Source organism: Cronobacter sakazakii (assembly GCF_000982825.1).
GTDB classification, from domain to species: domain Bacteria; phylum Pseudomonadota; class Gammaproteobacteria; order Enterobacterales; family Enterobacteriaceae; genus Cronobacter; species Cronobacter sakazakii.
Map to the genome: position 1 here is coordinate 2,937,655 of NZ_CP011047.1, position 25,333 is coordinate 2,962,987.

Genomic DNA, 25,333 nt, shown 5'->3' on the forward strand with positions numbered 1-25,333 from the left:
AAGTCAAAAGAAACTGGGGCACTGGCGTATGCTCAGAGAAGGATACGGGGTTTCCATTTCATATGCCTCTTCTATATGCCTCGTCACATTGCCTGGTAAAAACCGATGAAGCGCAACATTCATTAGTGCATCAGTGAGGTTTAAGTCTGATGTGGGGTTTTAGTCAGACGATGGATGGCAACGCGCTGTCTGCTTTTCTTTGGTACACCGGTTTGCACAGAGCAAAAAAAACCCGCCGGGCGGCGGGTTTTTAACTTTAAACGATCTTAAACCGTTTTCTTGGCTTTTTTGTCAGCTTTCGCGACAGGAGCGGCTTCAGCTTTTACAGCTTCAGCACCTTCCTTGTATTCACGGCCGTAGAAGCTATCCAGCAGGATCTGTTTCAGCTCGGCAATCAGCGGGTAGCGCGGGTTAGCGCCAGTACACTGGTCATCGAAGGCATCTTCAGACAGTTTATCAACATGGGCCAGGAAGTCGGCTTCCTGAACGCCTGCTTCACGGATAGATTTCGGAATACCCAGTTCAGCTTTGATGCTTTCCAGCCATGCCAGCAGTTTCTCAATTTTCGCTGCGGTACGGTCGCCCGGTGCAGTGAGACCCAGATGGTCAGCCACTTCAGCATAACGGCGACGCGCCTGCGGACGGTCATACTGGCTGAAAGCGGTCTGCTTGGTCGGGTTATCGTTCGCGTTATAGCGGATAACGTTAGAAATCAGCAGGGCGTTCGCCAGACCATGCGGAATGTGGAACTGTGAACCCAGCTTGTGTGCCATGGAGTGACACACGCCGAGGAAAGCGTTCGCAAACGCGATACCGGCGATAGTCGCAGCACTGTGAACACGTTCACGCGCAACCGGGTTTTTCGAACCTTCATGGTAAGACGCCGGCAGGTTTTCTTTCAGCAGTTTCAGTGCCTGAAGCGCCTGACCATCGGAGAATTCAGATGCCAGTACAGAAACGTAAGCTTCCAGCGCGTGAGTGACCGCATCCAGACCACCGAAGGCGCAGAGTGACTTCGGCATATCCATCACCAGGTTGGCATCGACAATCGCCATATCCGGGGTCAGGGCGTAGTCCGCCAGCGGATATTTCTGACCGGTTTCGTCGTCGGTAACCACCGCAAACGGCGTGACTTCAGAACCGGTACCGGAAGTGGTGGTGACGGCGATCATTTTCGCTTTCACGCCCATTTTCGGGAACTTGTAGATACGTTTACGGATATCCATAAAGCGCAGCGCCAGTTCTTCGAAGTGGGTTTCCGGGTGTTCGTACATGACCCACATGATTTTCGCGGCATCCATCGGGGAGCCACCACCGAGCGCGATGATAACGTCCGGTTTAAAGGAGTTCATCAGCTCAGCGCCTTTGCGAACCACGCTCAGGGTCGGGTCAGCTTCTACTTCAAAGAACACTTCAGTTTCAACACCAGCCGCTTTCAGTACGGAGGTGATCTGGTCGGCATAACCGTTGTTGAACAGGAAGCGGTCAGTCACGATCATGGCGCGTTTGTGACCATCAGTAATCACTTCATCCAGCGCAATCGGCAGTGAGCCGCGACGGAAGTAGATAGATTTCGGAAGTTTATGCCACAACATGTTTTCAGCTCGCTTAGCAACGGTTTTCTTGTTGATCAGGTGTTTCGGACCAACGTTTTCAGAGATGGAGTTACCACCCCAGGAGCCGCAACCCAGCGTCAGAGACGGCGCCAGCTTGAAGTTGTAGAGATCCCCGATACCACCCTGAGAAGCCGGCGTGTTGATAAGGATACGCGCGGTTTTCATTTTATCGCCGAAGAAAGTGACGCGAGCCGGTTGGTTATCCTGGTCGGTGTACAGGCAAGAGGTATGACCGATACCACCCATCGCAACCAGTTTTTCCGCTTTTTCTACAGCATCTTCGAAATCTTTCGCGCGATACATGGCGAGGGTCGGAGAGAGTTTCTCATGAGCGAACGGTTCGCTTTCATCCACCAGAGAGACTTCGCCAATCAGGATCTTAGTGCTGGACGGCACAGTGATGCCTGCCATCTCGGCGATTTTTACCGCCGGCTGACCTACGATAGCCGCGTTCAGCGCGCCATTCTTCAGAATGATATTCTGCACGGCTTTCAGTTCCGCGCCCTGCAGCAGGTAGCCGCCGTGGCTCGCGAAACGTTCGCGCACCGCATCATAAACAGAATCAACAACGATGACAGACTGTTCAGAGGCACAGATAACGCCGTTATCAAACGTCTTAGACATCAGGATAGAAGCGACAGCGCGTTTGATATCGGCTGTTTCGTCGATAACCACCGGTGTGTTACCAGCACCTACACCGATAGCAGGTTTACCGGAGCTGTACGCTGCTTTCACCATGCCCGGGCCACCGGTGGCCAGAATCAGGTTGATATCCGGGTGATGCATCAGCGCGTTAGACAGCTCAACGGAAGGCTGATCAATCCAGCCGATCAGATCTTTCGGCGCGCCTGCAGCGATAGCGGCTTGCAGCACGATATCCGCTGCCTTATTAGTTGCATCTTTCGCACGCGGATGCGGAGAGAAAATGATCGCGTTACGGGTTTTCAGGCTGATAAGCGATTTGAAAATGGCGGTAGACGTTGGGTTAGTGGTCGGAACGATACCGCAGATGATGCCGATAGGTTCAGCGATGGTAATCGTACCAAAGGTGTCATCTTCGTCGAGAATGCCGCAGGTTTTCTCGTCTTTATAGGCGTTGTAGATATATTCAGAAGCAAAGTGGTTTTTGATCACTTTATCTTCGACGATACCCATTCCGGATTCGGCAACGGCCATTTTAGCGAGGGGGATTCGAGCATCTGCAGCGGCCAGAGCGGCGGCGCGGAAGATTTTGTCAACCTGTTCTTGGGTGAAGTTGGCATATTCACGCTGGGCTTTTTTGACGCGCTCGACGAGGGCGTTTAGTTCAGCGACATTAGTAACAGCCATAATGCTCTCCTGATAATGTTAAACTCTTTTAGTAAATCATCTGCTCGAAACGACAGTATAGTCAGCCCCAAACAGCGTGCGTTACAGACAGGTTTACCAGCACAACGACCACAAACCCCGCTGATTTACTAAAAGAGCCTTGCCTTAAAACATTTCTCTGGAAAATGTCTTACTCCCTGGCGGCATCATCAAGATACTCACTTCTGGTTACCAAAAGCGTGATCTAAATCAATTTAACCCCATGCTGACTCCTTTCAGCAGCCCTTATAGCGGTATTTCAGCGTTGGTTAATATATTTACTACACTTTTGAATAATTAAATCACCATAAATCAACAAAAGAATAACACAGGTCGACGCGGTCAAATGGGCGCGAGATCAGGAATGTATAAAGGCGTAAGGGCGTAGCGTAAGCAGGGGTTTTGCATTACATTACGCACGCCGTTGCCTCACCAATCTGCGGAGCTTCCCTTGAATTCTATGCTGTTTGATTTGCCAACCTTTTTTAAGTTCTTTATTGGGCTGTTCGCACTGGTAAACCCGGTGGGCATCATTCCCGTCTTCATTAGTATGACGAGCTATCAGACCGCGGCGGCGCGCAATAAAACCAATCTGACGGCAAACCTCTCCGTGGCCATTATTCTCTGGACATCGCTGTTTCTCGGTGATGCCATACTGCAGATTTTCGGCATCTCGATTGACTCCTTCCGCATCGCTGGCGGTATTCTGGTTGTCACCATTGCGATGTCGATGATTAGCGGGAAACTGGGCGAGGATAAGCAGAATAAGCAAGAGAAGTCAGAAACGGCGATCCGTGAAAGCATCGGCGTCGTACCACTGGCATTACCACTGATGGCGGGCCCGGGGGCAATCAGTTCAACTATCGTATGGGGTACGCGTTACCACAGCTGGCAATATATGCTGGGCTTTACGGTCGCCATCGCGCTTTTCGCGGCATGTTGCTGGGGGGTGTTTCGCCTCGCGCCGTGGCTGGTTCGCCTTCTGGGGCAGACGGGCATTAACGTCATCACCCGTATCATGGGGCTATTGTTGATGGCGCTGGGCATTGAATTTATCGTGACAGGGATTAAAGCGCTCTTTCCGGGCCTGGTAAGTTAGTCATTTTCTTTCCTCATAAAAGCGAAGCGGATGCTTCGCTTTTTTCTTTTATTATTAGCATTTCCTATAACCCTCTGCGTTTCGATTTTTTACTCATAACTTTATCTGATATCTGGTAATTGATTATTAAAACAATCAATTACAGTGTCGGTTACATTCGTTGCGTTCATAAATAAAGCAATCAGTCTGTTATTTTTGTCACATGATAGTTTGAGTATTGATGCGGGTTTAACGAAATGATATTAGTAATTTCAACGCCAGCGCAGATAAATGTGCTAATTTTTGTTCAATTGTTAACTTTATGTTGCGATGCGCTGTGAGCAGAGTGACATGACGGGTGTATACGGCAGAATCCGTGTAACCTGTTGAATGAAAAGGGTAATAATAAGTAATTTGTACTTTGCAGCCTGCCTGGCTCCACGTTTTCCTTCATGACAAAAGAGAAGCGGTTAACAAATTTGTAAATTGTATTGGCGCACAATTCACGCATTTGATACTTTCCGGCAAAACATTTGCCTGCGAATTATCAACAGGTGAGAACGATTTTCGTATGAAAGCGCTTTCCTCCAACAGGTAGCGCGCAAAGAGACTGTCCTTAAAACAGGGAAGGGCAGTAAAGAATCGACGACAGGCTGCCAGAGAGCGGCCGTGATAAATAAAGTCGGTGATAGCAAGCTGTAAAAAAGAAAACCACCTGGCAGACGCGAAAGCTCCTGCGCTGCACAGGTCCCCGTCAGGGGAGAACGGGCTGACTTTCGTCAGTAATAATAATGAGTGGAGTACCAACACAATGTCCATCATCACAAAAAAAAGTCTGGTAGCTGCGGGGATCCTTTCTGCGCTAATCGCGGGTAACGCAATGGCCGCGAATGTTCCTGCGGGTGTGCAACTGGCGGAGAAACAAACGCTGGTGCGCAACAACGGTTCGGAAGTGCAGTCTCTCGACCCGCATAAAATTGAAGGCGTGCCGGAGTCCAACATCAACCGCGACCTCTTCGAAGGTCTGCTGGTTACTGATGTTGAAGGCCACCCGAGCGCGGGTGTTGCCGAAAAGTGGGAAAACAAAGATTTTAAAGTCTGGACCTTCCATCTGCGTAAAGACGCAAAATGGTCCAATGGCGAGCCGGTCACGGCACAAGATTTCGTTTACAGCTGGCAGCGCCTGGCTGACCCGAAAACCGCCTCTCCGTATGAAAGCTACCTGCAATACGGCCACATTACGAATATCGACGACATCATCGCCGGTAAAAAACCTGCCACCGATCTTGGCGTAAAAGCGATCGACGACCATACGCTTGAAGTCACCCTGAGCGAGCCGGTCCCGTATTTCTATAAGCTGCTGGTTCACTCCTCCATGTCTCCGGTGCCTAAAGCCGTCGTTGAGAAATTTGGCGAGAAATGGACCCAGCCGGCCAACATCGTGTCTAACGGCGCGTACAAACTGAAATCTTGGGTGGTGAACGAGCGCATCGTGCTTGAGCGCAACACCAACTACTGGGATAACGCGAAAACCGTTATCAACGAAGTGACCTACCTGCCTATTTCTTCTGAAGTCACTGACGTTAACCGCTACCGCAGCGGCGAAATCGACATGACCTATAACAACATGCCGATTGAACTGTTCCAGAAGCTCAAAAAAGAGATCCCGAAAGAAGTGCACGTCGACCCGTACCTGTGCACCTACTACTACGAAATCAACAATCAGAAAGCGCCGTTTAACGATCCGCGCGTCCGTACCGCGCTGAAGCTGGGTCTGGATCGCGATATCATCGTGAATAAAGTGAAAAACCAGGGCGATCTGCCAGCCTATGGTTACACCCCGCCGTACACCGACGGCGCGAAATTCACCGAACCGGCCTGGTTTAAAATGACCCAGGAACAGCGTAACGCCGAAGCCAAAAAACTGCTCGCCGAAGCGGGCTATACCGCTGACAAGCCGCTGACGTTCGATCTGCTGTACAACACCTCCGATCTGCACAAAAAACTGGCGATCGCGGCCGCGTCCATCTGGAAGAAAAACCTGGGCGTGAACGTGAAGCTGGAAAACCAGGAGTGGAAAACCTTCCTGGATACCCGTCATCAGGGCAACTTTGACGTGGCGCGTGCGGGCTGGTGTGCGGATTACAACGAACCGACGTCCTTCCTGAACACCATGCTCTCCAACAGCTCCAACAACACCTCGCACTATAAGAGCGACGCGTTTGATAAGGTGATGCAGGAGACGCTGCAGGTGAGTGACGAAGGTCAGCGTAGCGAGCTTTACAACAAAGCGGAGCAACAACTGGATAAAGATTCCGTTATCGTTCCGGTTTATTACTACGTGAACGCCCGCCTGGTGAAAACGTGGGTCGGTGGCTACACCGGTAAAGACCCGCTGGATAATGTATACGTTAAAAACCTGTATATTATCAAACATTAATGGCAATGCGTGGGGCAGGGCGTCCTGCCCCACTGTGTCTTATTTTTCCGTGAGTCAAAGGCACACGCCAGAAGGTACGGGCAATGTTGAAATTTATTTTACGTCGCTGTCTGGAAGCGATTCCGACGCTGTTTATTCTAATTACTATCTCCTTCTTTATGATGCGTCTCGCGCCGGGGAGTCCTTTTACCGGCGAACGTAATCTTCCGCCGGAAGTGATGGCGAATATCGAGGCGAAATATCATCTTAACGACCCCATCATGACCCAGTACTTCAATTATCTGAAGCAACTGGCGAAAGGTGATTTCGGTCCGTCCTTTAAATACAAGGATTATTCGGTAAACGATCTGGTGGCCTCAAGCTTCCCGGTTTCCGCGAAATTAGGCGCTGCGGCGTTTTTACTGGCGGTGATTTTAGGCGTGGCGGCAGGCGTGATGGCCGCGCTCAAACAAAACACGAAGTGGGATTTCGCCGTCATGGGGGTGGCGATGACCGGCGTGGTCATTCCAAGCTTCGTGGTGGCACCACTGCTGGTCATGATCTTCGCGATAACGCTGCACTGGCTGCCGGGCGGCGGCTGGAACGGCGGGGCGCTGAAATTCATGATCCTGCCGATGGTCGCGCTGTCGCTGGCTTATATCGCCAGTATCGCGCGTATTACCCGTGGCTCCATGATTGAAGTGCTGCACTCCAACTTCATTCGTACCGCTCGCGCCAAAGGGCTGCCGATGCGCCGCATTATTCTGCGCCACGCGTTGAAACCCGCGCTGCTGCCGGTGCTCTCCTATATGGGCCCTGCGTTTGTCGGCATCATCACCGGTTCGATGGTTATTGAAACTATTTACGGCCTACCGGGCATCGGCCAGCTGTTCGTGAACGGCGCGCTCAACCGCGACTACTCGCTGGTACTGAGCCTGACGATTCTTGTCGGCGCGCTGACCATTCTGTTTAACGCGATCGTCGATGTGCTGTATGCCGTTATCGATCCGAAAATTCGTTACTGACACTGGAGTACGCCATGATGTTGAGTAAGAAAAACAGCGAGGCGCTGGAAAACTTCAGTGAAAAACTGGAAGTAGAAGGACGTAGCCTGTGGCAGGATGCCCGCCGTCGCTTTATGCATAACCGCGCGGCGGTGGCGAGCCTGATTGTGCTGGCGCTGATTGCGCTGTTCGTCACCCTCGCGCCGATGCTGTCGCAGTTCAGCTATTTCGATACCGACTGGGGCATGATGTCCGCGCCACCTGATACCGAATCGGGCCACTGGTTCGGCACCGACTCTTCAGGCCGCGACCTGCTGGTGCGTGTTGCTATCGGCGGGCGTATCTCGCTGATGGTGGGCGTCGCGGCGGCGCTGGTGGCGGTTATCGTGGGTACGCTCTACGGCTCGCTTTCCGGCTATCTCGGCGGCAAAGTGGACTCGGTGATGATGCGTCTGCTGGAGATCCTTAACTCCTTCCCGTTCATGTTCTTCGTTATTCTGCTGGTGACCTTTTTCGGTCAGAACATCCTGCTGATTTTCGTCGCTATCGGGATGGTCTCCTGGCTTGATATGGCGCGTATCGTACGCGGCCAGACGCTCAGCCTGAAGCGTAAAGAGTTCATCGAAGCAGCGCAGGTGGGCGGCGTGTCGACGGCGAACATTGTCGTGCGTCATATCGTGCCGAACGTGCTGGGCGTGGTGGTGGTTTACGCCTCGCTGCTGGTGCCAAGCATGATCCTGTTTGAATCCTTCTTAAGCTTCCTCGGCCTCGGTACGCAGGAGCCGCTCAGCTCTTGGGGCGCGCTGCTGAGCGATGGCGCTAACTCCATGGAAGTGTCGCCCTGGCTGCTGCTCTTCCCGGCGGGTTTCCTGGTGGTCACCCTGTTTTGTTTTAACTTTATCGGCGATGGCTTGCGTGATGCCCTCGACCCGAAAGATCGTTAAGGAGTGCCGCCATGAGCACCATTGAACTCTCTGCGCCGCAACAGAGCGCGGCGTCTCAAGCGACGCTGCTTGACGTCAAAGATTTGCGCGTCACCTTCGCGACGCCCGACGGCGACGTTACCGCTGTCAACGATCTCAACTTCAGCCTGCGCGCCGGCGAAACGCTCGGCATCGTCGGCGAATCCGGCTCCGGCAAATCCCAGACGGCGTTCGCGCTGATGGGGCTGCTGGCCGCCAATGGCCGCATTGGCGGTTCGGCGACGTTTAACGGCCGTGAAATCCTCAACCTGCCGGAGCGCGAGCTCAATCGCCTGCGCGCCGAGCAGATTTCGATGATTTTCCAGGATCCGATGACCTCGCTGAACCCATATATGCGCGTTGGTGAGCAGCTGATGGAAGTGCTGATGCTGCATAAAAGCATGAGCAAAGCCGAAGCATTTGAAGAGTCGGTACGGATGCTGGACGCGGTGAAAATGCCGGAAGCGCGCAAGCGCATGCGCATGTACCCGCACGAATTCTCCGGCGGTATGCGCCAGCGCGTGATGATCGCGATGGCGCTGCTGTGCCGTCCGAAATTGCTGATCGCCGATGAACCGACCACCGCGCTCGACGTGACCGTTCAGGCGCAAATCATGACGCTCCTGAACGAACTTAAGCGCGAATTCAACACCGCCATCATTATGATCACCCACGACCTCGGCGTGGTCGCGGGCATCTGCGACAAAGTGCTGGTGATGTACGCAGGCCGCACCATGGAATATGGCAAAGCGCGTGAGGTCTTTTACGATCCGGCGCACCCGTATTCTATCGGTCTGCTTAATGCCGTGCCGCGTCTCGACGCGGAAGGCGAATCCCTGCTCACCATTCCGGGCAACCCGCCGAACCTGCTGCGCCTGCCAAAAGGCTGTCCGTTCCAGCCGCGCTGTCCGCACGCAATGGAAATCTGCAGCACGACGCCGCCGCTGGAAGAATTCGCCCCTGGCCGCCTGCGCGCCTGCTTTAAACCGGTGGAGGAGCTGAAATGAGCACCGTAGCTGAAGAGAGAAAAGTTCTGCTCGAAGTGGCCGATCTCAAGGTGCATTTCGATATTAAAGACGGCAAGCAGTGGTTCTGGCAGCCGGCCAAAACGTTAAAAGCGGTCGATGGCGTGACGCTGCGGCTGTATGAAGGCGAAACGCTGGGCGTGGTGGGAGAATCCGGTTGCGGAAAATCCACCTTCGCGCGCGCGATTATTGGTCTGGTCAAAGCCACCAGCGGCCGCGTGGCGTGGCTCGGTAAAGATCTGCTGGGCATGCAACAGGAAGAGTGGCGCGATGTGCGCAGCGATATCCAGATGATTTTCCAGGATCCGCTGGCTTCGCTGAACCCGCGTATGACGATTGGCGATATCATCGCCGAGCCGCTGCGCACCTATCATCCGAAAATGCCGCGTCAGGAAGTCCGTGACCGCGTAAAAGCGATGATGATGAAAGTGGGCCTGCTGCCAAACCTCGTCAACCGTTACCCGCATGAATTCTCCGGCGGCCAGTGCCAGCGTATCGGCATCGCCCGTGCGCTGATCCTTGAGCCGAAACTGATTATCTGCGACGAACCGGTCTCCGCGCTCGACGTGTCGATTCAGGCGCAGGTGGTGAACCTGCTGCAAAAACTGCAGCGTGAGATGGGCCTGTCGCTGATTTTTATCGCGCACGATCTGGCGGTGGTGAAGCATATTTCCGATCGCGTGCTGGTGATGTATCTGGGACACGCCGTGGAGCTTGGCACTTATGATGAGGTTTATCATCATCCGCTGCACCCTTACACGCGCGCGCTGATGTCGGCGGTGCCGATCCCGGACCCGGATCTCGAAAAAAACAAAACCATTCAGTTGCTGGAAGGCGAGCTGCCGTCGCCTATCAATCCGCCGTCGGGCTGCGTATTCCGCACGCGATGCCCGATGGCCGGACCGGAATGCGCCCAGACGCGGCCGGTGCTGGAAGGCAGTTTCCGCCATGCGGTTTCCTGCCTGAAGGTGGACCCGTTATAATCGCAAGGGCTGGCAGGTGCCAGCCCTTTTCTTTTGCGAGGACAACGTGTCACGGATAACCGAATTTCGTCAGCGCGCCTACCATTTTCTTTTCGACCAGCATCAGCGCAGCGGTCGCCGCTTTGAGGCGCTTTGTGGGCTGTTTGCGCTCTTCAGCGTCATTGTTGTGTTTATCGAGTCCGGCCTCGGCACGCAATATCATCTCACTTACAGCGAATGGCATGTCTTCGTATTGATTGAGATGGGCATTACCTTTGTCTTTACGCTGGAGTATCTGCTGCGCCTGCTGGTCTGGCCGAATCCGGCGCGCTATGCGCTGAGCTTCTGGGGGCTTATCGATCTGGCGACCGTGCTGCCGCTCTATGTGCTCTGGCTCTGGCCTGAGCTTGGCATGAACTACCTCTTTATCTGGCGTACGCTGCGCGCGGTGCGCGTGCTGCGTATTCTGAAACTGCTGCGCATCATGTCCTCCTCCAGCCTGCTCTGGCAGGCCATTGTGAACGCCCGCCATCAGCTCACCGCGTTTTATGCGTTTATTTCTATCGTCATGGTGATTGCCGGCGCGTTGATGTACGGCATTGAGGGGGCATCAAGCGGTTTTAACACGCTTGGCACCTCGGTCTACTGGGCGGTGGTGACGGTAACGACGGTCGGTTATGGCGACATTACGCCGCATACCGCGGGTGGCCGCGCGGTGGCTTCGCTGCTCATTCTGATCGGCTATTCTGTGATTGCTATTCCGACCGGCATTATTACTTCGCAAATGACCAGCGCGCTGGTGGATAAAAAAGAGGCGCAGCGCTGCCCGGCATGTGGCGCGAAATATCAAAAACAGGCGAATTATTGTCAGGCGTGCGGGGTAAAAATCAGGAACGAGAGATAATTGCGCGGCGAATGCCGCGCGGATTGTGATTACTCACGCCACAGAATGTGGCACAGCTTGTGATCTTTTTCGCGGCACAGCAGCACGCGGGCGAAGACGTCGGTGATTTCATCGCCGTCTTTCTCCGCAAGGCCAATGACGACCTCAGAGAAGAAATCCGGGTTCAGATCGTAATCGACATGCGAAAGCCACTCTTCAGACGGATCGAACAGCTCCGCGCCGCCACGCTCTTCAAACTGTAAATTAAACAGAATGATATCCGCCGGATCGAGATTGTCCGCCGCCAGCTCCAGAAAAATATCGTAAGCCTGTTCAAGCGTTTCGTCTTCCGTCAGGCGGTTATTCAGATCCATTTCCATCGTGACTACCCCAGTAAAAGATGTTGGGCACGTTTTACAGCAACGGACTGAAGAAGTAAAACAGTCGCTCTACCACACGTTGCCAGAAGGGCCGTTTTACCCACAGGCGCGCATCCAGCAGGCGCGAGCGAGAGATATAATCATCCTGCACTTCGGCGAGATCGGCACCGAATCCGGCGTCATCGATGACCAGCGTAATTTCAAAATTAAGCCACAGGCTGCGCATATCCAGATTAACGGTACCGACCAGGCTCAGTTCGCCATCGACCAGTACGCTTTTGGTGTGCAGCAGCCCGCCTTCAAACTGATAAATTTTCACGCCCGCCGCCAGCAGCTCGCTAAAGAAAGCGCGGCTCGCCCAGCCCACCAGCAGAGAGTCATTTTTACGCGGCAGAATAATGCTCACATCCACGCCGCGCTGCGCCGCCGTACAGATGGCGTGCAGCAGGTCATCACTCGGCACGAAGTAGGGCGTGGTCATAATGAGATATTCACGCGCCGCATACACCGAAGTCAGCAGCGCCTGATGGATGAGATCTTCCGGGAAGCCAGGCCCGGACGCGATGGTATGGATCGTATGTCCGCTCGCCTGCTCAAAAGGCATAATATTGGCATCCGGCGGCGGAGGAAGCAGGCGTTTGCCGGTTTCAATCTCCCAGTCGCAGGAGTAGACGATGCCCATCGCGGTGGCGACCGGGCCTTCCATGCGCGCCATTAAATCCACCCACTGACCGACGCCCGCGTCCTGTTTGAAATAACGCGGGTCAACCATATTCATACTGCCGGTGTAGGCAATATAGTTGTCGATCATGATCATTTTGCGGTGCTGGCGCAGGTCCATACGGCGCAGGAACACACGCATGAGGTTGACCTTCAGCGCTTCGACGACTTCGATGCCTGCATTGCGCATCATGCCCGCCCAAGGGCTGCGAAAGAAGGCGACGCTGCCTGCGGAGTCGAGCATCAGGCGGCAATGCACGCCGCGACGCGCTGCGGCCATCAGCGATTCGGCGACCTGATCGGCCATTCCGCCGGGCTGCCAGATATAAAAAACCATCTCAATATTATGACGGGCGAGCTGAATATCGCGGATCAGCGCCTGCATCACGTCGTCAGAGGAAGTCAGCAACTGCAACTGGTTGCCTTTAACGCCCGCAATGCCCTGGCGGCGTTCGCAAAGCTGAAAGAGGGCGCTCGCCACCGCGCTGTTTTCTTCGGCGAAAATATGTTTGCAGGCTTTAAGATCGTTCAGCCATTTCGCGGTCGACGGCCACATGGCGCGGGCGCGTTCGGCGCGTCGTTTGCCCAAGTGAAGCTCACCGACCGACAGATACGCGACTATCCCGACCAGCGGCAGAATATAAATGACAAGCAGCCAGGCCATGGCAGAAGGAACCGCGCGACGTTTCATCAGAATGCGCAGCGTCACGCCTGCGATGAGTAGCCAGTATCCCAGAATGATCAGCCAACTCACTACCGTGTAGAAGGTTGTCATAGATTAAAAATCCTTTAAAAAGCGTATCGTTAAGAGTTTACGCACAACCCTTTCGCACTCCAATAAGAACCTGTCAGAAAAGCGCTGGTTTGCAGGCGGGAAGGGGCTATAATGACGGTTCTGTTTCAGTCAAGAGTATCAGAAATGAGGCGTAGTAGAACCGAAGTTGGGCGCTGGCGCATGCAGCGGCAGTCTCAACGACGTAAAGCGCGCTGGCTGGAAGCACAATCCCGACGCAATATGCGAATTCACGCTATCAGAAAATGTCTTGTGAATCGTCAGCGCAATTCGTTGCTGTTCGCCATCCACGATCGCTAAACGTAGTGAAAGGGCACCGCCTGCGGTGCCCCGAAATATCGCCAAAACCGCCCTTTCGTAAACCTTCTATCGCTGTCGTCTGAATTACGCCAAATTCCTCTTTTTATCGTCTCTTTAATCGTGCGTGCATTAAGGTAAATTTTAGATCTTGTCTTCTCGCGTCGCGCTAATGGGTTGGAATAAAATTAGGAATATTCTGGTATAAAAAACCACCATCTAAAATTCGTTGCTTTTGAATATTTTCGATTTGGGATTATGCTGATCGAATCAAAGTAATCCATTAAAAAACAATGATTTAAAATACTTTTCGAAACTTAACGTAAATTCACAAATTGTCATATATCGTGTATTTCCGCCGGTGATAATTGCTCTTATGTAAAATGAAGCCTTTTTAATGTTATTTCCGGCGATTGTTTCTGGTCAGTCCAGGTTAGATTATCTTCATCGACAGCTTGTATTCCTACAGGTGCAACTTTCATTCGTGACTGCTGGAGCATTTATGACTAAGCAAGAGGAATTTCTGACAGAAATCCATAAATTTTTGTTACACAAAGGCGCCTGTGGAGCGAGGCCAAAAACTGTTGATGACAGAACATTAACCAGCGGAATTTTTGGTTTTGCAAAAGAGGCGGTTACCGTCAGTCAGCGTCTGCCAGAAAGTGTTTCGGCCTGCGAAGCGGCGCGTCAGTTTGTGACGTCTCATCGATGCCATAACGCACGTCACCATGCCTCGGCAACGGTGCTGCAGTTGGTTCCGGGCGGGAAATAACGCCTGCCTGCTAAAATGACCGCGCAAAAAAAGGGCACACCAACGGTTAATGCCCTTTGCACTACGCAGCCTGTCGGCCGCGGTCAGAATACTTTTTTGTAAGGCTTTACCGCGACTGTCTTGTAAACGCCTGCGGCAATATACGGGTCGGCCTCAGCCCAGGCCTGCGCTTCTTCAAGCGAGGCAAACTCTGCGATTACCGTTGAGCCGGTAAAACCCGCTACACCCGGATCGTTGCTGTCCACCGCAGGCATTGGCCCTGCCGTCAGCAGACGCCCTTCATCACGTAACAGTTGTAAACGCGCCAGGTGCGCCGGGCGCACCGACTGACGCTTGTCCAGAGAATCAGCCACATCTTCCGCGTAAATGACATACAGCATGTCGCACTCCTTTTTATGAAACGGCAAGGTGAATAACGGTAGGTGAAAGCCGTCAGGTGTGCAACGCAAAGTTAAATGGCCTGTTAAATCCTTAACATCAGCGCGGGAATTTTCAGCACTCCGCCTGAGAAACGACGCAGAAGCGGGCTGAGTTGTTGAATATGATTGCTATTTGCATTTAAAATTGAGTTCTCATTCATTCAGTGAAACGACTATGACTTCAATGACCCTTGATATGCCTCGCCGTTTTCCGTGGCCGACGCTGCTTTCCGTCGCGATCCATGGCGCCATTGTGGCGGCGGCTGTGCTTTATACCTCGGCAAATCAGGTGGTTGAGATGCCCGCGCCGTCGCAGCCGATTTCCGTGACGATGGTCGCGCCTGAATCACTGGAGCCGCCAAAGCCTGTAGTGGCGCCGCCGCCCGAGCCTGTCGCCGAGCCAGAACCGGAACCCGAAGTTGTACCGGAGCCGCCGAAAGAAGCACCGGTCGTTATTGAAAAACCGAAGCCGAAACCGAAACCTAAGCCGAAACCCAAACCGGTGAAAAAGGTGGAAGAGGCACCGAAGCGGGAAGTCAAACCCGCTGAGCCGCGCCCGGCGTCGCCGTTTGAGAATAATTCCCCGGCGCGTACCACGGCCCCTGCGTCGCGGCCCGCGCCGTCAGCGCCCGCGAATGTCGCGCCCGCGGGCCCGCGCGCGCTAAGCCGCAACCAGCCGCAATATCCGGCGCGCGCTTATGCGCTGCGGATGGAAGGGCAGGTGCGCGTGAAATTTGACGTCGCACCCGATGGCAGCGTGGAGAATGTGCAAATCCTGTCGGCAAAACCCGCCAACATGTTTGAGCGAGAAGTAAAACAGGCGATGCGCAAATGGCGTTACGAAGCCGGTAAGCCCGGTACGGGGCTGATTGTGAATATCGTGTTCCGCATTAATGGCGGCGCAACCATGCAGTAATGCTGCATGTGAAAAAAAGCCAGAGCTCAGCCTCTGGCTTTTTTTTTGCCGTTACGCCGCAGGCGGCAACGGACGCGGTTTGCCGTCGTCATCGACCGCGACATAAATAAACAGCGCTTCGGTCGCGCGATAGCGCTGGCCAATCGGCTCGGAAGAGACCTTTTTGACCCACACTTCGATATTGATCGTCACCGACGTGTTGCCGCGCTTGACGCAGCGGGCGTAACAGCACACCACATCGCCTACCGCGACCGGGCGCAGAAACGTCATGCCGTCGACACGCACGGTTACCACGCGCCCGTGGGCAATTTCTTTGGCAAGGATCGCGCCGCCAATGTCCATCTGGGACATCAGCCAGCCGCCAAAAATATCGCCGTTGGCGTTGGTATCGGCGGGCATCGCCAGGGTACGTAAAACCAGTTCACCTTGTGGAGTGGCTTGCTCTGTCGTCATGGGGCTTCTCAGCTAGTGTTATTCGTTCATCGTGCGCAGCCTGAAGGGCGTGGCGCGACCGTATAATAACACCGGTTAAGAGCGCTAAAGGCAGGAAAAAACGGGAAAAGCGGGGTTATCTTGCTGTGGTAAAAGGGGAGGCGCGCCTCCCCCATGAGGCATCAGAACGACATCGTCACACCCGCGTAGTACGCACGGCCCGGTTCGTTATACGTTGAAGCGCCTTCGTTTTCTCGATACAGCGTTTTGTCGAACAGATTGCTGACGCCGCCGTTCAGGCGCAAATCTTTAGTCAGCGCATAGTTTACGCCCACGCCGACGATGGAATACGCGCCGACCTCTTTACGCGAAAGGTTCCCACCGTCTTCAAGACGAATTTCCGCCGCCTGACGCGGTTTCTGCCGGCCATAGAAAGTCCAGTTCACGTTGGTGGAAAGTTTGTCATTCACCTGCCAGTCGAGCATCGTATTAACGGTATATTTCGGGATAACCGACAGCGGGTTGCCGTTCTTTTTCATTTCCGACTTAATCATATACGTCGCATTGGTGCGCCAGTTCAGCACGTCTTTCATGACCGGAATCGTCAGGTTGCCTTCCAGCCCTTCGACCACGGCTTTGCCACCGTTCTCCCAGCGCAAAATATTGTTGCCGTTGGAGGCGAAGCCCACCACGCGATCGCCGGAGACGATTTTGTTGCGGTAATCGTTGCGAAACCAGGTCAGGCCAGCGTCAAAACCCTCTTTGGTGTATTCCAGCCCAATCTCTTTATTAATGCTAATTTCTGGTTTCAGATTTTCATTGCCGAGCAGGTAGCAACTCCCGCTCACGCCAATCGGGCAGCCGTTGCCGCGCGTGGAGAGCAGATAACCCTTGCTCGACTGATACAGATTTGGCGCTTTAAAGGCGCGCGCGATACCGGCTTTCAGCTTAACGTTATCGCCAAGTTCCTGTGACACGTTCAGGCTCGGGCTCCAGTTACCGCCAAACTGGCTGTGGTGATCGTAACGCAGCCCCGGAATTACCGCCGTGCCGGGCAACACGTCGATATTATCTTCGAACCAGACCGCGCCCGTCGTGGCGCTGTTTTTACTGCTGCGCGAGGCAGCATCGCCGGAGATATCGCCGATGGTTGTACCGCTGACGTTGGTGGCCTGCATGGAGGCCGGATCGTTAAGCTCAGCGCGATCCCATTCGGCCCCGAGCGTGACGGTCTGATCCACCATTAATTCCAGGGGCACGTTGATTTCGCTGCTGGCGCGATAGTTTTCGAGACGGCTGGTGGTGTATTTATCGTCCGTGATCATGCCTTCAACGCGGCCCGTGGTGCCTTCCTGAAGGCGGGTATTATTGGTTTTTTCGTAATAAAAACCGGTTTTCGACTGGCCCCAGTCCCAGAGGCCGTTATGGGTAATACCGTAGCTCTGGCGATACATCCGGTTCGTCTCATGACCATAAAGCGACGGAACAAGGCCGTTCGGGCTGGCGTTGCTGTTGCTGTTTTGCGTATCGCCCGCGTAGATATTGCCCTGACGGCTGTAGCCATATTCGAAATCCAGCATCTGTTCCGGCGTGATTTTCCAGGAAATAACGCTGTTAATGTCTTTGTTGCGCACGCCTTCGCGCCCGGCGGCGTAAGAGCCGTTCTGCGCGGTATTGATATCGTAATCGTCGGCGTCTGTTTTATTGATATTGCCGTAGAGGCGCATCGTCAGGGCATCGCCCGCCAGCGGGCCGCTGAGGCTAACGTTTGCGCGACGCGTCGCGCCTTCTTTATCGTTTTCCGGCTGGTTAGTGAAAAGCGACAACGAGCCGTGCCAGTCATTCGTCGGGCGTTTGGTAATGATATTCACCACGCCGCCCGCGGCCCCGCTGCCGTAACGCGCCGCTGCCGGGCCGCGCAGCACTTCAATACGCTCGACCATTTCCGCCGGCACCCAGTTGGTATCGCCGCGCGTGTCGCGCTCGCCGCGCCAGCTATAGCGCACGGCATTACGCGAACTGACCGGGACGCCATCAACCAGAATTAAAGTGTTTTCCGGGCCCATGCCGCGAATATCAATCTGGCGGTTGTTGCCGCGGCTGCCGCTCGCGCTGTTACCGGTCAGGTTGACGCCGGGCATTTTGCGAATAATGTCTGAAAGGTCGTTCACGGGCGGGTCTTTCTCAATATCCTCTGCGGTGATAATAGAGACGCCGGGCTGCTGTTTCAGCGCCTGCTCAGCGGTTGCCTGAACCACCATTACATCGCCGTCGTTCATCTCCGCCGCCTGTGAAAAACCTGTGCCGCCACCAAGCAGTGAAGCTACCGCCAGCGCCAGCGGTGTGCGAATGCCACGCTTTTTTTCAAACATTATCAATTATTCCATTATGTGTAGAAATGTAATCATTCGCCCGCATGATAATGATAATAATTATCATTACAACATAAAATCGGGATTCTCCATGATTTCTCCACAATTGGTTTATCGTTGTGCAGATGAGAGTAATGGCTTAAAAAATATGAGGAATTAAGGAACGCTGGCGTAAAAAAACGCCCCGGGCATAAGCCACAGGGCGTTTTTTCAGTGGAGCGGAAGGGGCGTTATTTCTCTTCCTGCGGCATATGACGGTAGATATAAACACCGCTCAGCAGAGTGAAAACCAGCGTCAGGCCAGGAATGCCAAACACTTTAAAGTTCATCCACACCGCTTCCGGGAGCCAGATCGCGACGTAAATATTCAGCAGACCGCAGAAGATGAAAAAGAGCGCCCAGGCGATGTTAAGACGCGACCACGCATGCGCGGGCAGGGTAATTTCTTTGCCGAGCATGCTCTGGATCAGCGGCTTTTTCATCACCCACTGGCCAATCAGCAGCGCGCCTGCGAACAGGGCGTAAATGATGGTTACTTTCCACTTAATAAATTCCGCGTTGTGAAAATAGATAGTCAGCCCGCCGAACACCGCGACCAGCACAAACGTCACCAGGGTCATTTTTTCGACCTTGCGGTATTTGTACCAGCTATAGATCACTGCCAGCGCGGTGGCGACAATCAGCGCCGCCGTCGCCCAGAATATGTCATGCAATTTATAGACGACAAAAAAGACGATCAGCGGCAAAAAATCGAGTAACTGCTTCATACATCGGTTCCGTAAAAGGCCCGCGAGCGACCACCGCCGCGGGCAGAAGGGTTATTCCCGGATAAGCATATACAACCGGAAAAGATAAATGAGGAGCAGCGCGGTCAGCAGATTGCTCAGCGTTCCGGCAACCACCGCGCCGATTTGCGGCGTCAGCGCGGCAAACGCGGGCGCGAACAGCAGCAGGGCGGCGCGGGCCAGCAGCCACAGCAGCACCGCAGGCGCGACGAGACGCATATTGCGCCACGCAAGACGCATGCTGTTTCGCATCGCCCCGAAAATCCCGGCTTTATCCTGCGCCATCATTACCGGTGCCAGCGACAATACAATCGCGAGGATCACGCCCGGCACGACCACCAGCAGGATCCCCATCTGCACCAGAAAAGTGGTCAGGAAGATCAGAATAAACAGGCGTGGCAGCAGCGGCGCGGAGGCCCCGATGGCGCGCAGCGCGCTGACGTTTTGCCCGGCGGAAACCGCCTGAATGAGCACCAGCACGCCGCCCACCAGCAGCGTATTGCCGAACATGCCAGAAAATGTCGACGCCGCCGAGGCTTTCAGCAGAACCTGCTGCTGCTCCGGCGTCATATTTTGCACCAGTTCGAACAGGCTGGCGCTGTTGGTCATGGCGTCGCCCTCGCTAAGAATGGCCAGCTGATCCGCGTTCGGCGTAAAGGCGTGACCGAGGATCATAGAAATAAAGGCGCAAAGCAGCGCAATCAGCAGGATGGTGACGAGCTGATTGCGGAAAAAATTACCCGTGTCACGGTAAACGGATTTTGCCGTGATTGACATGCACACTCCTTGGGTTGGCAGATATTATTCCGCCGACGATTGTACCCTGGATGATGGCGCAGTGGCAGGGCTGTAAAGGGCGGCTTCGGGTAAGGAATTGTCAGGAAGCGGCGGCAGACCGTAACGGGCGCGGGCGCGATTGCACGCCTCGTTCTCCACGCCGCCTTCGCCGGACATCGCAAACTCGCGACACGGCGACGGTCGGTTTTCATAGATAGTACAGCGCACCGCCTCGCCAGGCGTGCCCTGCAACGCCACGCAACGGCTCTGTTTTTGGTTAGTGCCGCTCATGCAGCGCAGAAAAGGAGTGAGCGGCTCGGTAAGCGCCGCCGGGACAAGGCCGCCCGCGTCATCCGCTTCGGCCCAGTAGAAAGAGACACGAAAATAAGCACAACAGGCTCCGCACGTCATGCACGGGTTCAGATCGCTCATCATTCACCTGCAACTAAACAACGCATCGTTTCAAAATTGTGAAGAAGCTAAATTATTCCCGGCCGGGACGACTTTCAAGAGGGGGCGAGAGATATATTTTCGCCCGGTGAAAAGGGAAAAATTGACCTGAAATCAAATTCATCGAAGCCGTAAGGGTTGCAAAAATTAACTCAGATCAATGAATGTTAAATTAGCGGCCCGAATGTGATCTCTGTTGGATCACTTATTAACTCGTAGTGAGTATATTCACCCGGCAAATAAAACCACAAAAGGGAAACGGGAATGAAAAAACTTATCGTGGCGCTGGCATTAGCGAGTTGTTTTTCGGGTATGGCCTCTGCACATGAAGCTGGCGAATTCTTTATGCGCGCCGGTACGGCGACGGTGCGTCCGACAGAAGGCTCAGACGATGTGCTGCACATGGGCGGCTTTAAGGTTAACAACAACACGCAGCTCGGCCTGACCTTTACTTATATGGCAACCGACAACATCGGCGTTGAACTGCTGGCCGCGACGCCGTTCCGCCATAAAGTCGGTCTTGGGCCGACGGGCGATCTCGCAACCGTGCATCAACTGCCACCGACCTTAATGGCCCAGTGGTATTTCGGCGATTCTCAAAGCAAACTGCGCCCGTATATCGGCGCGGGCATTAACTACACCACCTTCTTTGACGAAGACTTCAACGATACCGGTAAAAAGAATGGCCTGAGCGATCTGAGCGTTGACGATTCCTGGGGCGCGGCGGGTCAGGTGGGTCTGGATTACATGGTGAATAAAGACTGGCTGATTAATATGTCCGTCTGGTACATGGATATCGACACCACCGTGAAATTCAAGGCGGGTGGTCAACAGCAGAATATCGATACCCGCATCGATCCGTGGGTCTTTATGTTCTCGGCGGGCTACCGCTTCTGAGTTTGCGTACTCGCGTTTCTCAGCAATAAAAAAACCAACCTCAACGGGTTGGTTTTTTTATTGCCGCCGGGTCAGGTGTAAAGCCGGCGTCCTGTAAGGTGCTGCAATGTACATCCTGAGACTCCACATCTCAGTTAAATGCGCTGGCGGCCGCCTGGCGCATAATACGGTTGGCTTCATCCCATTTGCGGGCGTTTCGTTTGGTCAGTGCTTCACGTGCTGCACGGCGAGCTTTATTCATCATATGCTGGTTAATCATCTTCACCTCCACCCTTTCCCGTAATCCAGCCAGACCGTTCTGGCTGCGATTGCGCGTTACGTTTTCACGCGGTTTATGGTCTGAAGTCAGTTGCCACACCTTTCACCGGTTCTCCTGCCGGGGCGGCATCACTGCCGCGAGATGTGGCTCCAACGCTTGATGTCATCGAAACCTGCGGAATCCTTTGTGGCGGGCCTGCAAGTGCGGCCGGGCTTCGTTGTCATGAAAATAAGTTTTGGTCAGAAATGCGACGTGTGCCTTAAGATTTTGCTCAAAACACGATCGTATCGCTGGACTCGCAGGGGAAATTATGAATGTAAAGCCGGATGTCCCTGATATTCAGGGGAAATAAAAAGCGCGACGGCTCGCGCTTTTTTTAAAAAGGAAATGCTCAGGCAGGCAAACTGGCCGCTTTTAACTGGCGCACAAACGTTTTCAGCGACTCCAGCATCGCCGCGCGATCGTTCAGGTTGTTCTCGATGATCTTGACGATCGCCGAGCCAGAAATCGCGCCTGCGGCACCGGCCTCAATAGCGGCTTTCACCTGCGCAGGCTCCGAAATCCCGAAGCCCTGCAACGGCGGCGCGGCGTGGTATTCGGTGAGCTTATTAATCAGGTGGTTCAGCGGCAGCGCGGCGCGGTTTTCCGCACCGGTCACCCCGGCACGTGACAGCAAATAGGTGTAACCGCGGCCATAAGAGGCAATCTGGCGCAGCAGATCGTCATCGGCATTTGGCGGGCAGATGAAAATTGGCGCAACATTGTGGCGCATCGCCGCCTGGCGGAAAGGCGCGGATTCTTCCACCGGCACATCGGCCACCAGGACCGAATCGACGCCGACGGCAGCGCAGCGGGCGTAGAACTCGTCCACGCCGCGGCTGAACACCAGGTTGGCATACATTAACAGCCCGATGGGTAAGTCCGGGTATTTCTGACGCACCGCGGCCAGCATTTCAAAGCACTGATCCGGCGTGGTGCCAGAAGCGAACGCGCGCAGCGTCGCACTCTGGATCGTCGGGCCATCCGCCAGCGGGTCGGAGAACGGAATGCCAAGCTCCAGCGCGTCAGCGCCGCCTTCCACCAGCGCGTCGATAATCTGTAACGACTGCTCGGGCGACGGGTCGCCGAGCGTCACAAAGGGAACAAACGCGCCTTCCTTACGGGCTGCCAGGCGGTCAAACAGCTGCTGATAACGCTCCATTACATTTCCCCTCGTGCTTTGAAAATATCGTGAACGGTGAAGATATCTTTATCGCCGCGCCCGGACAGGTTGACGACCAGTAACTGCTCTTTCTCCGGGGCGGCGCGCATCATTTTCAGCGCATGGGCGAGGGCGTGCGACGACTCCAGCGCCGGGATGATACCTTCCTGACGGCAGAGCGTTTTAAAGGCTTCCAGCGCTTCGTCATCGGTAATTGAGACATACTCCGCGCGTCCGGTGCTGTTCAGGTACGCATGCTGCGGCCCAACGGACGGGAAATCGAGACCGGCGGAGATCGAGTAAGACTCTTCAATCTGGCCGTCGTCGGTCTGCATCATCGGCGCTTTCATGCCGAAATAGATGCCGACGCGTCCGTGCTTGAGCGGCGCGCCGTGTTCGCCGGTTTCGATACCGTGGCCGGCAGGCTCGACGCCAATCAGGCCGACACTCGTTTCGTTAATGAAATCTGCAAACATGCCGATGGCGTTTGAGCCGCCGCCAACACAGGCGATCACGGCATCCGGCAGACGGCCTTCTTTTTCCATGATCTGCGCGCGCGTCTCTTCGCCAATCATGCGCTGGAATTCACGCACGATAGTCGGGAACGGGTGCGGGCCTGCGGCGGTGCCGAGCATATAGTGCGCGCGGTCATAGCTGCCGGACCAGTCGCGCAGCGCCTCGTTACAGGCGTCTTTCAGCGTCGCGGAGCCGCTGTAGACCGGAATGACTTCCGCGCCCATCAGCTTCATGCGAAAGACGTTTGGCGACTGACGCTCGACATCTTTGGCACCCATATAGATGCGACACTTGAGGCCGAGCAGGGCGCTCGCCAGCGCGGAAGCCACGCCATGCTGCCCCGCGCCGGTTTCGGCGATTATTTCCGTTTTGCCCATGCGTTTGGCGAGCAGTGCCTGTCCTAACACCTGGTTAGTTTTATGCGCACCGCCGTGCAGCAGATCTTCACGCTTGAGATAGAGCGTGGTGCGGGTGCCTTCGGTAAGGTTCTGACATTTGGTCAGCGCCGTCGGACGCCCGGCGTAGTTCTTCAGCAGGTCGGTAAACTGCGCCTGAAACTCGGCGTCGCTCTGGGCGCTGACGAACGCCTCTTCCAGCTGACGCAGGGCGGGCATCAGGATCTGCGGCACGTACATGCCGCCAAATTCGCCAAAATAGGGGTTTAACAGTGTGCTCATCATTGCCTTCCTTTAGTAAGCCCGCAGGGTTCTGAATACCGCTGCCAGCTTGTCGCTGTCTTTAATACCCGGCGCGCTCTCCACCCCGGAGTTAAAATCGAGTCCCGCGCAGCCGAGCTGTGCGGCCTGCACGCAGTTATCCGCGCCGAGGCCGCCCGCCAGCATCACGTTGTCCAGCGTCTGCCCTTCAAGCAGTGACCAGTCGAAACGCTGGCCGGTGCCGCCCTGGCCATTATCCAGCACGTAACGGTCAACATACTGGAGGTTACGCGGCGGCAGGGCGTGGCTGACGCTCTGCGCTTTCCAGATAGCGGTCGTTTCCGGCAGGCTGGCGCGCAGGGCGCTGATGTAAGTCTGGTCTTCGTCGCCGTGCAACTGGACGGCGGCAAGCGAAAATGCGTTGGCTTTCGCGACGACGTCTTCCACCGGCGCGTCACGGAAAACACCGACATAGCGCAGCGGCGCGGCGTCAATGACCGCGCGGACCTGTTCATCGGTGACGGCTCGCGGCGATGAAGCGACAAAAATCAGGCCGCCGTAGAGCGCACCCGCCTGCCAGGCGCTTTGGGCGTCCTGCGGGCGGGTCAGGCCGCAGACTTTGTTTTCGCCAAGCAGGACCTGACGCACCGCTGACTCTAAATCGTCGTGTTTCATTAGCGCGGAGCCAATCAGGAAGCCATTGGCGAAACGGCTTAGCTCTCGCACCTGGCCGTAAGTATGGATGCCGGATTCGCTAATCACCGTTACGCCGTGGCCCAGACGCGGCGCGAGTTCGCGGGTGCGGTTCAAATCGATGGAGAGATCGCGCAGGTCGCGGTTATTGATACCAACCACTTTCGCTTCGAGGCGCAGCGCGCGCTCAAGCTCTTCTTCATTGCTGATTTCGGTCAGCACGCCCATACCGAGGCTGTGCGCCACTGCCGCGAGCTGGCGGTACTGTTCATCGTCCAGCACCGAGAGCATTAACAGGCAGGCATCGGCCTGATAAAAGCGCGCCAGGTAAATCTGATACGGGTCGATAATAAAGTCTTTGCACAGCACCGGCTGGTGGGCAACCGCGCTGACGATGGGCAGGAAATCAAAGCTGCCCTGGAAATATTTCTCATCGGTCAGCACCGAGATTGCCGAGGCGTGATGTTTGTACACGCCTGCGATACGCGCCGGGTCAAAATCGCTGCGGATCACGCCTTTGGACGGCGACGCCTTTTTGCACTCCAGGATAAAAACGGTGCGGGCGCCCTGCAGCGCGTCATAAAAGCGGCGCGTGCTCGGCACGACATCATTCTGAAAGCTCGCCAGCGGCTGCTGTGCCTTGCGGGCTTCCACCCACAGCGCTTTATCCGCGACGATTTTCGCTAAAACGGTTTCCATCTC

24 protein-coding genes are annotated in these 25,333 nt (G+C 54.8%); 11 read left to right on the top strand and 13 right to left on the bottom strand.

All coding sequences use genetic code 11. The features are described from left to right. Positions 1-266: 266 nt before the first annotated feature. Positions 267-2,945: a bifunctional acetaldehyde-CoA/alcohol dehydrogenase gene (gene adhE / locus CSK29544_RS13995; protein ID WP_007850596.1), complete on the bottom strand. Its 2,679-nt coding sequence runs from the start codon at positions 2,943-2,945 to the stop codon at positions 267-269. 478 nt (positions 2,946-3,423) lie between these two features. Here adhE and CSK29544_RS14000 point away from each other — a divergent pair, with 478 nt between their 5' ends. The 7 genes from CSK29544_RS14000 (at position 3,424) to CSK29544_RS14030 (ending at position 11,317) form a co-directional block, all read left to right on the top strand. After that, positions 3,424-4,062 (top strand): YchE family NAAT transporter, encoded by a 639-nt coding sequence (locus CSK29544_RS14000; RefSeq protein WP_004385002.1) that lies wholly within the window; start codon positions 3,424-3,426, stop codon positions 4,060-4,062. 790 nt (positions 4,063-4,852) lie between these two features. Further along, positions 4,853-6,481, top strand: a complete 1,629-nt coding sequence (gene oppA, locus CSK29544_RS14005; RefSeq protein WP_029039151.1) for an oligopeptide ABC transporter substrate-binding protein OppA — start codon at positions 4,853-4,855, stop codon at positions 6,479-6,481. Between the two features lie 83 nt (positions 6,482-6,564). Beyond that, positions 6,565-7,485, top strand: a complete 921-nt coding sequence (oppB, locus tag CSK29544_RS14010) for an oligopeptide ABC transporter permease OppB (RefSeq protein ID WP_004385003.1) — start codon at positions 6,565-6,567, stop codon at positions 7,483-7,485. 14 nt (positions 7,486-7,499) lie between these two features. After that, positions 7,500-8,408, top strand: coding sequence for an oligopeptide ABC transporter permease OppC (oppC, locus tag CSK29544_RS14015; RefSeq protein WP_004385004.1), 909 nt, complete (start codon positions 7,500-7,502; stop codon positions 8,406-8,408). An 11-nt stretch (positions 8,409-8,419) separates the two neighbouring features. Then, complete coding sequence (locus CSK29544_RS14020) at positions 8,420-9,433, top strand: ABC transporter ATP-binding protein (RefSeq protein ID WP_007890028.1); 1,014 nt, start codon at positions 8,420-8,422, stop codon at positions 9,431-9,433. Beyond that, positions 9,430-10,434 carry a murein tripeptide/oligopeptide ABC transporter ATP binding protein OppF gene (gene oppF, locus CSK29544_RS14025; protein WP_004385006.1) on the top strand — a complete coding sequence of 335 codons (1,005 nt, stop codon included), beginning with the start codon at positions 9,430-9,432 and terminating at the stop codon, positions 10,432-10,434. Before CSK29544_RS14020 ends, oppF begins: the two co-directional genes overlap by 4 nt. A 46-nt stretch (positions 10,435-10,480) precedes the next feature. Beyond that, positions 10,481-11,317 carry an ion transporter gene (locus CSK29544_RS14030; protein WP_007890025.1) on the top strand — a complete coding sequence of 279 codons (837 nt, stop codon included), beginning with the start codon at positions 10,481-10,483 and terminating at the stop codon, positions 11,315-11,317. 29 nt (positions 11,318-11,346) lie between these two features. Here CSK29544_RS14030 and CSK29544_RS14035 read toward each other — a convergent pair whose 3' ends face one another. Both CSK29544_RS14035 and cls read right to left on the bottom strand, forming a co-directional pair. Further along, on the bottom strand, positions 11,347-11,676 hold the full coding sequence (locus tag CSK29544_RS14035) for an HI1450 family dsDNA-mimic protein (RefSeq protein WP_004385008.1): 330 nt from the start codon (positions 11,674-11,676) through the stop codon (positions 11,347-11,349). A 34-nt stretch (positions 11,677-11,710) separates the two neighbouring features. Beyond that, positions 11,711-13,171: a cardiolipin synthase gene (gene cls / locus CSK29544_RS14040; RefSeq protein ID WP_007850578.1), complete on the bottom strand. Its 1,461-nt coding sequence runs from the start codon at positions 13,169-13,171 to the stop codon at positions 11,711-11,713. Between the two features lie 144 nt (positions 13,172-13,315). Between cls and CSK29544_RS23045 the strand changes: the two genes are divergently transcribed. Both CSK29544_RS23045 and CSK29544_RS23050 read left to right on the top strand, forming a co-directional pair. Beyond that, a complete protein-coding gene (locus CSK29544_RS23045; RefSeq protein ID WP_100207185.1) occupies positions 13,316-13,489 on the top strand; it encodes a YciY family protein in 174 nt (57 codons plus the stop codon). Between the two features lie 499 nt (positions 13,490-13,988). Then, on the top strand, positions 13,989-14,258 hold the full coding sequence (locus tag CSK29544_RS23050) for a hypothetical protein (protein ID WP_007890015.1): 270 nt from the start codon (positions 13,989-13,991) through the stop codon (positions 14,256-14,258). A gap of 83 nt (positions 14,259-14,341) precedes the next feature. Here CSK29544_RS23050 and CSK29544_RS14045 read toward each other — a convergent pair whose 3' ends face one another. Next, entirely contained in the window at positions 14,342-14,638 is a 297-nt protein-coding gene (locus CSK29544_RS14045) for a YciI family protein (RefSeq protein ID WP_007868299.1), read from the bottom strand. 223 nt (positions 14,639-14,861) lie between these two features. On the opposite strand from CSK29544_RS14045, the gene tonB reads away from it, so the two are divergent. After that, on the top strand, positions 14,862-15,593 hold the full coding sequence (gene tonB / locus CSK29544_RS14050) for a TonB system transport protein TonB (RefSeq protein WP_015386619.1): 732 nt from the start codon (positions 14,862-14,864) through the stop codon (positions 15,591-15,593). A gap of 51 nt (positions 15,594-15,644) precedes the next feature. On the opposite strand, the gene yciA is transcribed toward tonB, so the two are convergent. From yciA to CSK29544_RS14075, 5 genes are all read right to left on the bottom strand, one after another. Next, positions 15,645-16,046 carry an acyl-CoA thioester hydrolase YciA gene (gene yciA, locus CSK29544_RS14055; RefSeq protein WP_007890010.1) on the bottom strand — a complete coding sequence of 134 codons (402 nt, stop codon included), beginning with the start codon at positions 16,044-16,046 and terminating at the stop codon, positions 15,645-15,647. 161 nt (positions 16,047-16,207) lie between these two features. After that, positions 16,208-18,397 carry a TonB-dependent siderophore receptor gene (locus CSK29544_RS14060; RefSeq protein WP_029039152.1) on the bottom strand — a complete coding sequence of 730 codons (2,190 nt, stop codon included), beginning with the start codon at positions 18,395-18,397 and terminating at the stop codon, positions 16,208-16,210. Between the two features lie 230 nt (positions 18,398-18,627). Beyond that, a complete protein-coding gene (locus tag CSK29544_RS14065) occupies positions 18,628-19,164 on the bottom strand; it encodes a septation protein A (protein ID WP_029039153.1) in 537 nt (178 codons plus the stop codon). A gap of 51 nt (positions 19,165-19,215) precedes the next feature. Further along, positions 19,216-19,959, bottom strand: a complete 744-nt coding sequence (locus tag CSK29544_RS14070) for a YciC family protein (protein WP_007868279.1) — start codon at positions 19,957-19,959, stop codon at positions 19,216-19,218. Between the two features lie 24 nt (positions 19,960-19,983). After that, entirely contained in the window at positions 19,984-20,391 is a 408-nt protein-coding gene (locus tag CSK29544_RS14075) for a YkgJ family cysteine cluster protein (protein ID WP_029039154.1), read from the bottom strand. Between the two features lie 282 nt (positions 20,392-20,673). Between CSK29544_RS14075 and ompW the strand changes: the two genes are divergently transcribed. Next, on the top strand, positions 20,674-21,306 hold the full coding sequence (ompW, locus tag CSK29544_RS14080) for an outer membrane protein OmpW (RefSeq protein WP_007868276.1): 633 nt from the start codon (positions 20,674-20,676) through the stop codon (positions 21,304-21,306). A gap of 130 nt (positions 21,307-21,436) precedes the next feature. Here the strand turns inward: ompW and CSK29544_RS24935 are convergent, their stop codons facing one another. The 4 genes from CSK29544_RS24935 to trpCF form a co-directional block, all read right to left on the bottom strand. Next, positions 21,437-21,565 (bottom strand): hypothetical protein, encoded by a 129-nt coding sequence (locus CSK29544_RS24935; RefSeq protein WP_007761961.1) that lies wholly within the window; start codon positions 21,563-21,565, stop codon positions 21,437-21,439. 391 nt (positions 21,566-21,956) lie between these two features. Next, positions 21,957-22,766, bottom strand: a complete 810-nt coding sequence (gene trpA / locus CSK29544_RS14090) for a tryptophan synthase subunit alpha (RefSeq protein WP_004385016.1) — start codon at positions 22,764-22,766, stop codon at positions 21,957-21,959. Beyond that, positions 22,766-23,959: a tryptophan synthase subunit beta gene (trpB, locus tag CSK29544_RS24305; RefSeq protein WP_012124565.1), complete on the bottom strand. Its 1,194-nt coding sequence runs from the start codon at positions 23,957-23,959 to the stop codon at positions 22,766-22,768. Before trpB ends, trpA begins: the two co-directional genes overlap by 1 nt. Positions 23,960-23,971: 12 nt before the next feature. After that, on the bottom strand, positions 23,972-25,330 hold the full coding sequence (gene trpCF, locus CSK29544_RS24310; RefSeq protein ID WP_007889994.1) for a bifunctional indole-3-glycerol-phosphate synthase TrpC/phosphoribosylanthranilate isomerase TrpF: 1,359 nt from the start codon (positions 25,328-25,330) through the stop codon (positions 23,972-23,974). Between the last annotated feature and the right edge of the window lie 3 nt (positions 25,331-25,333).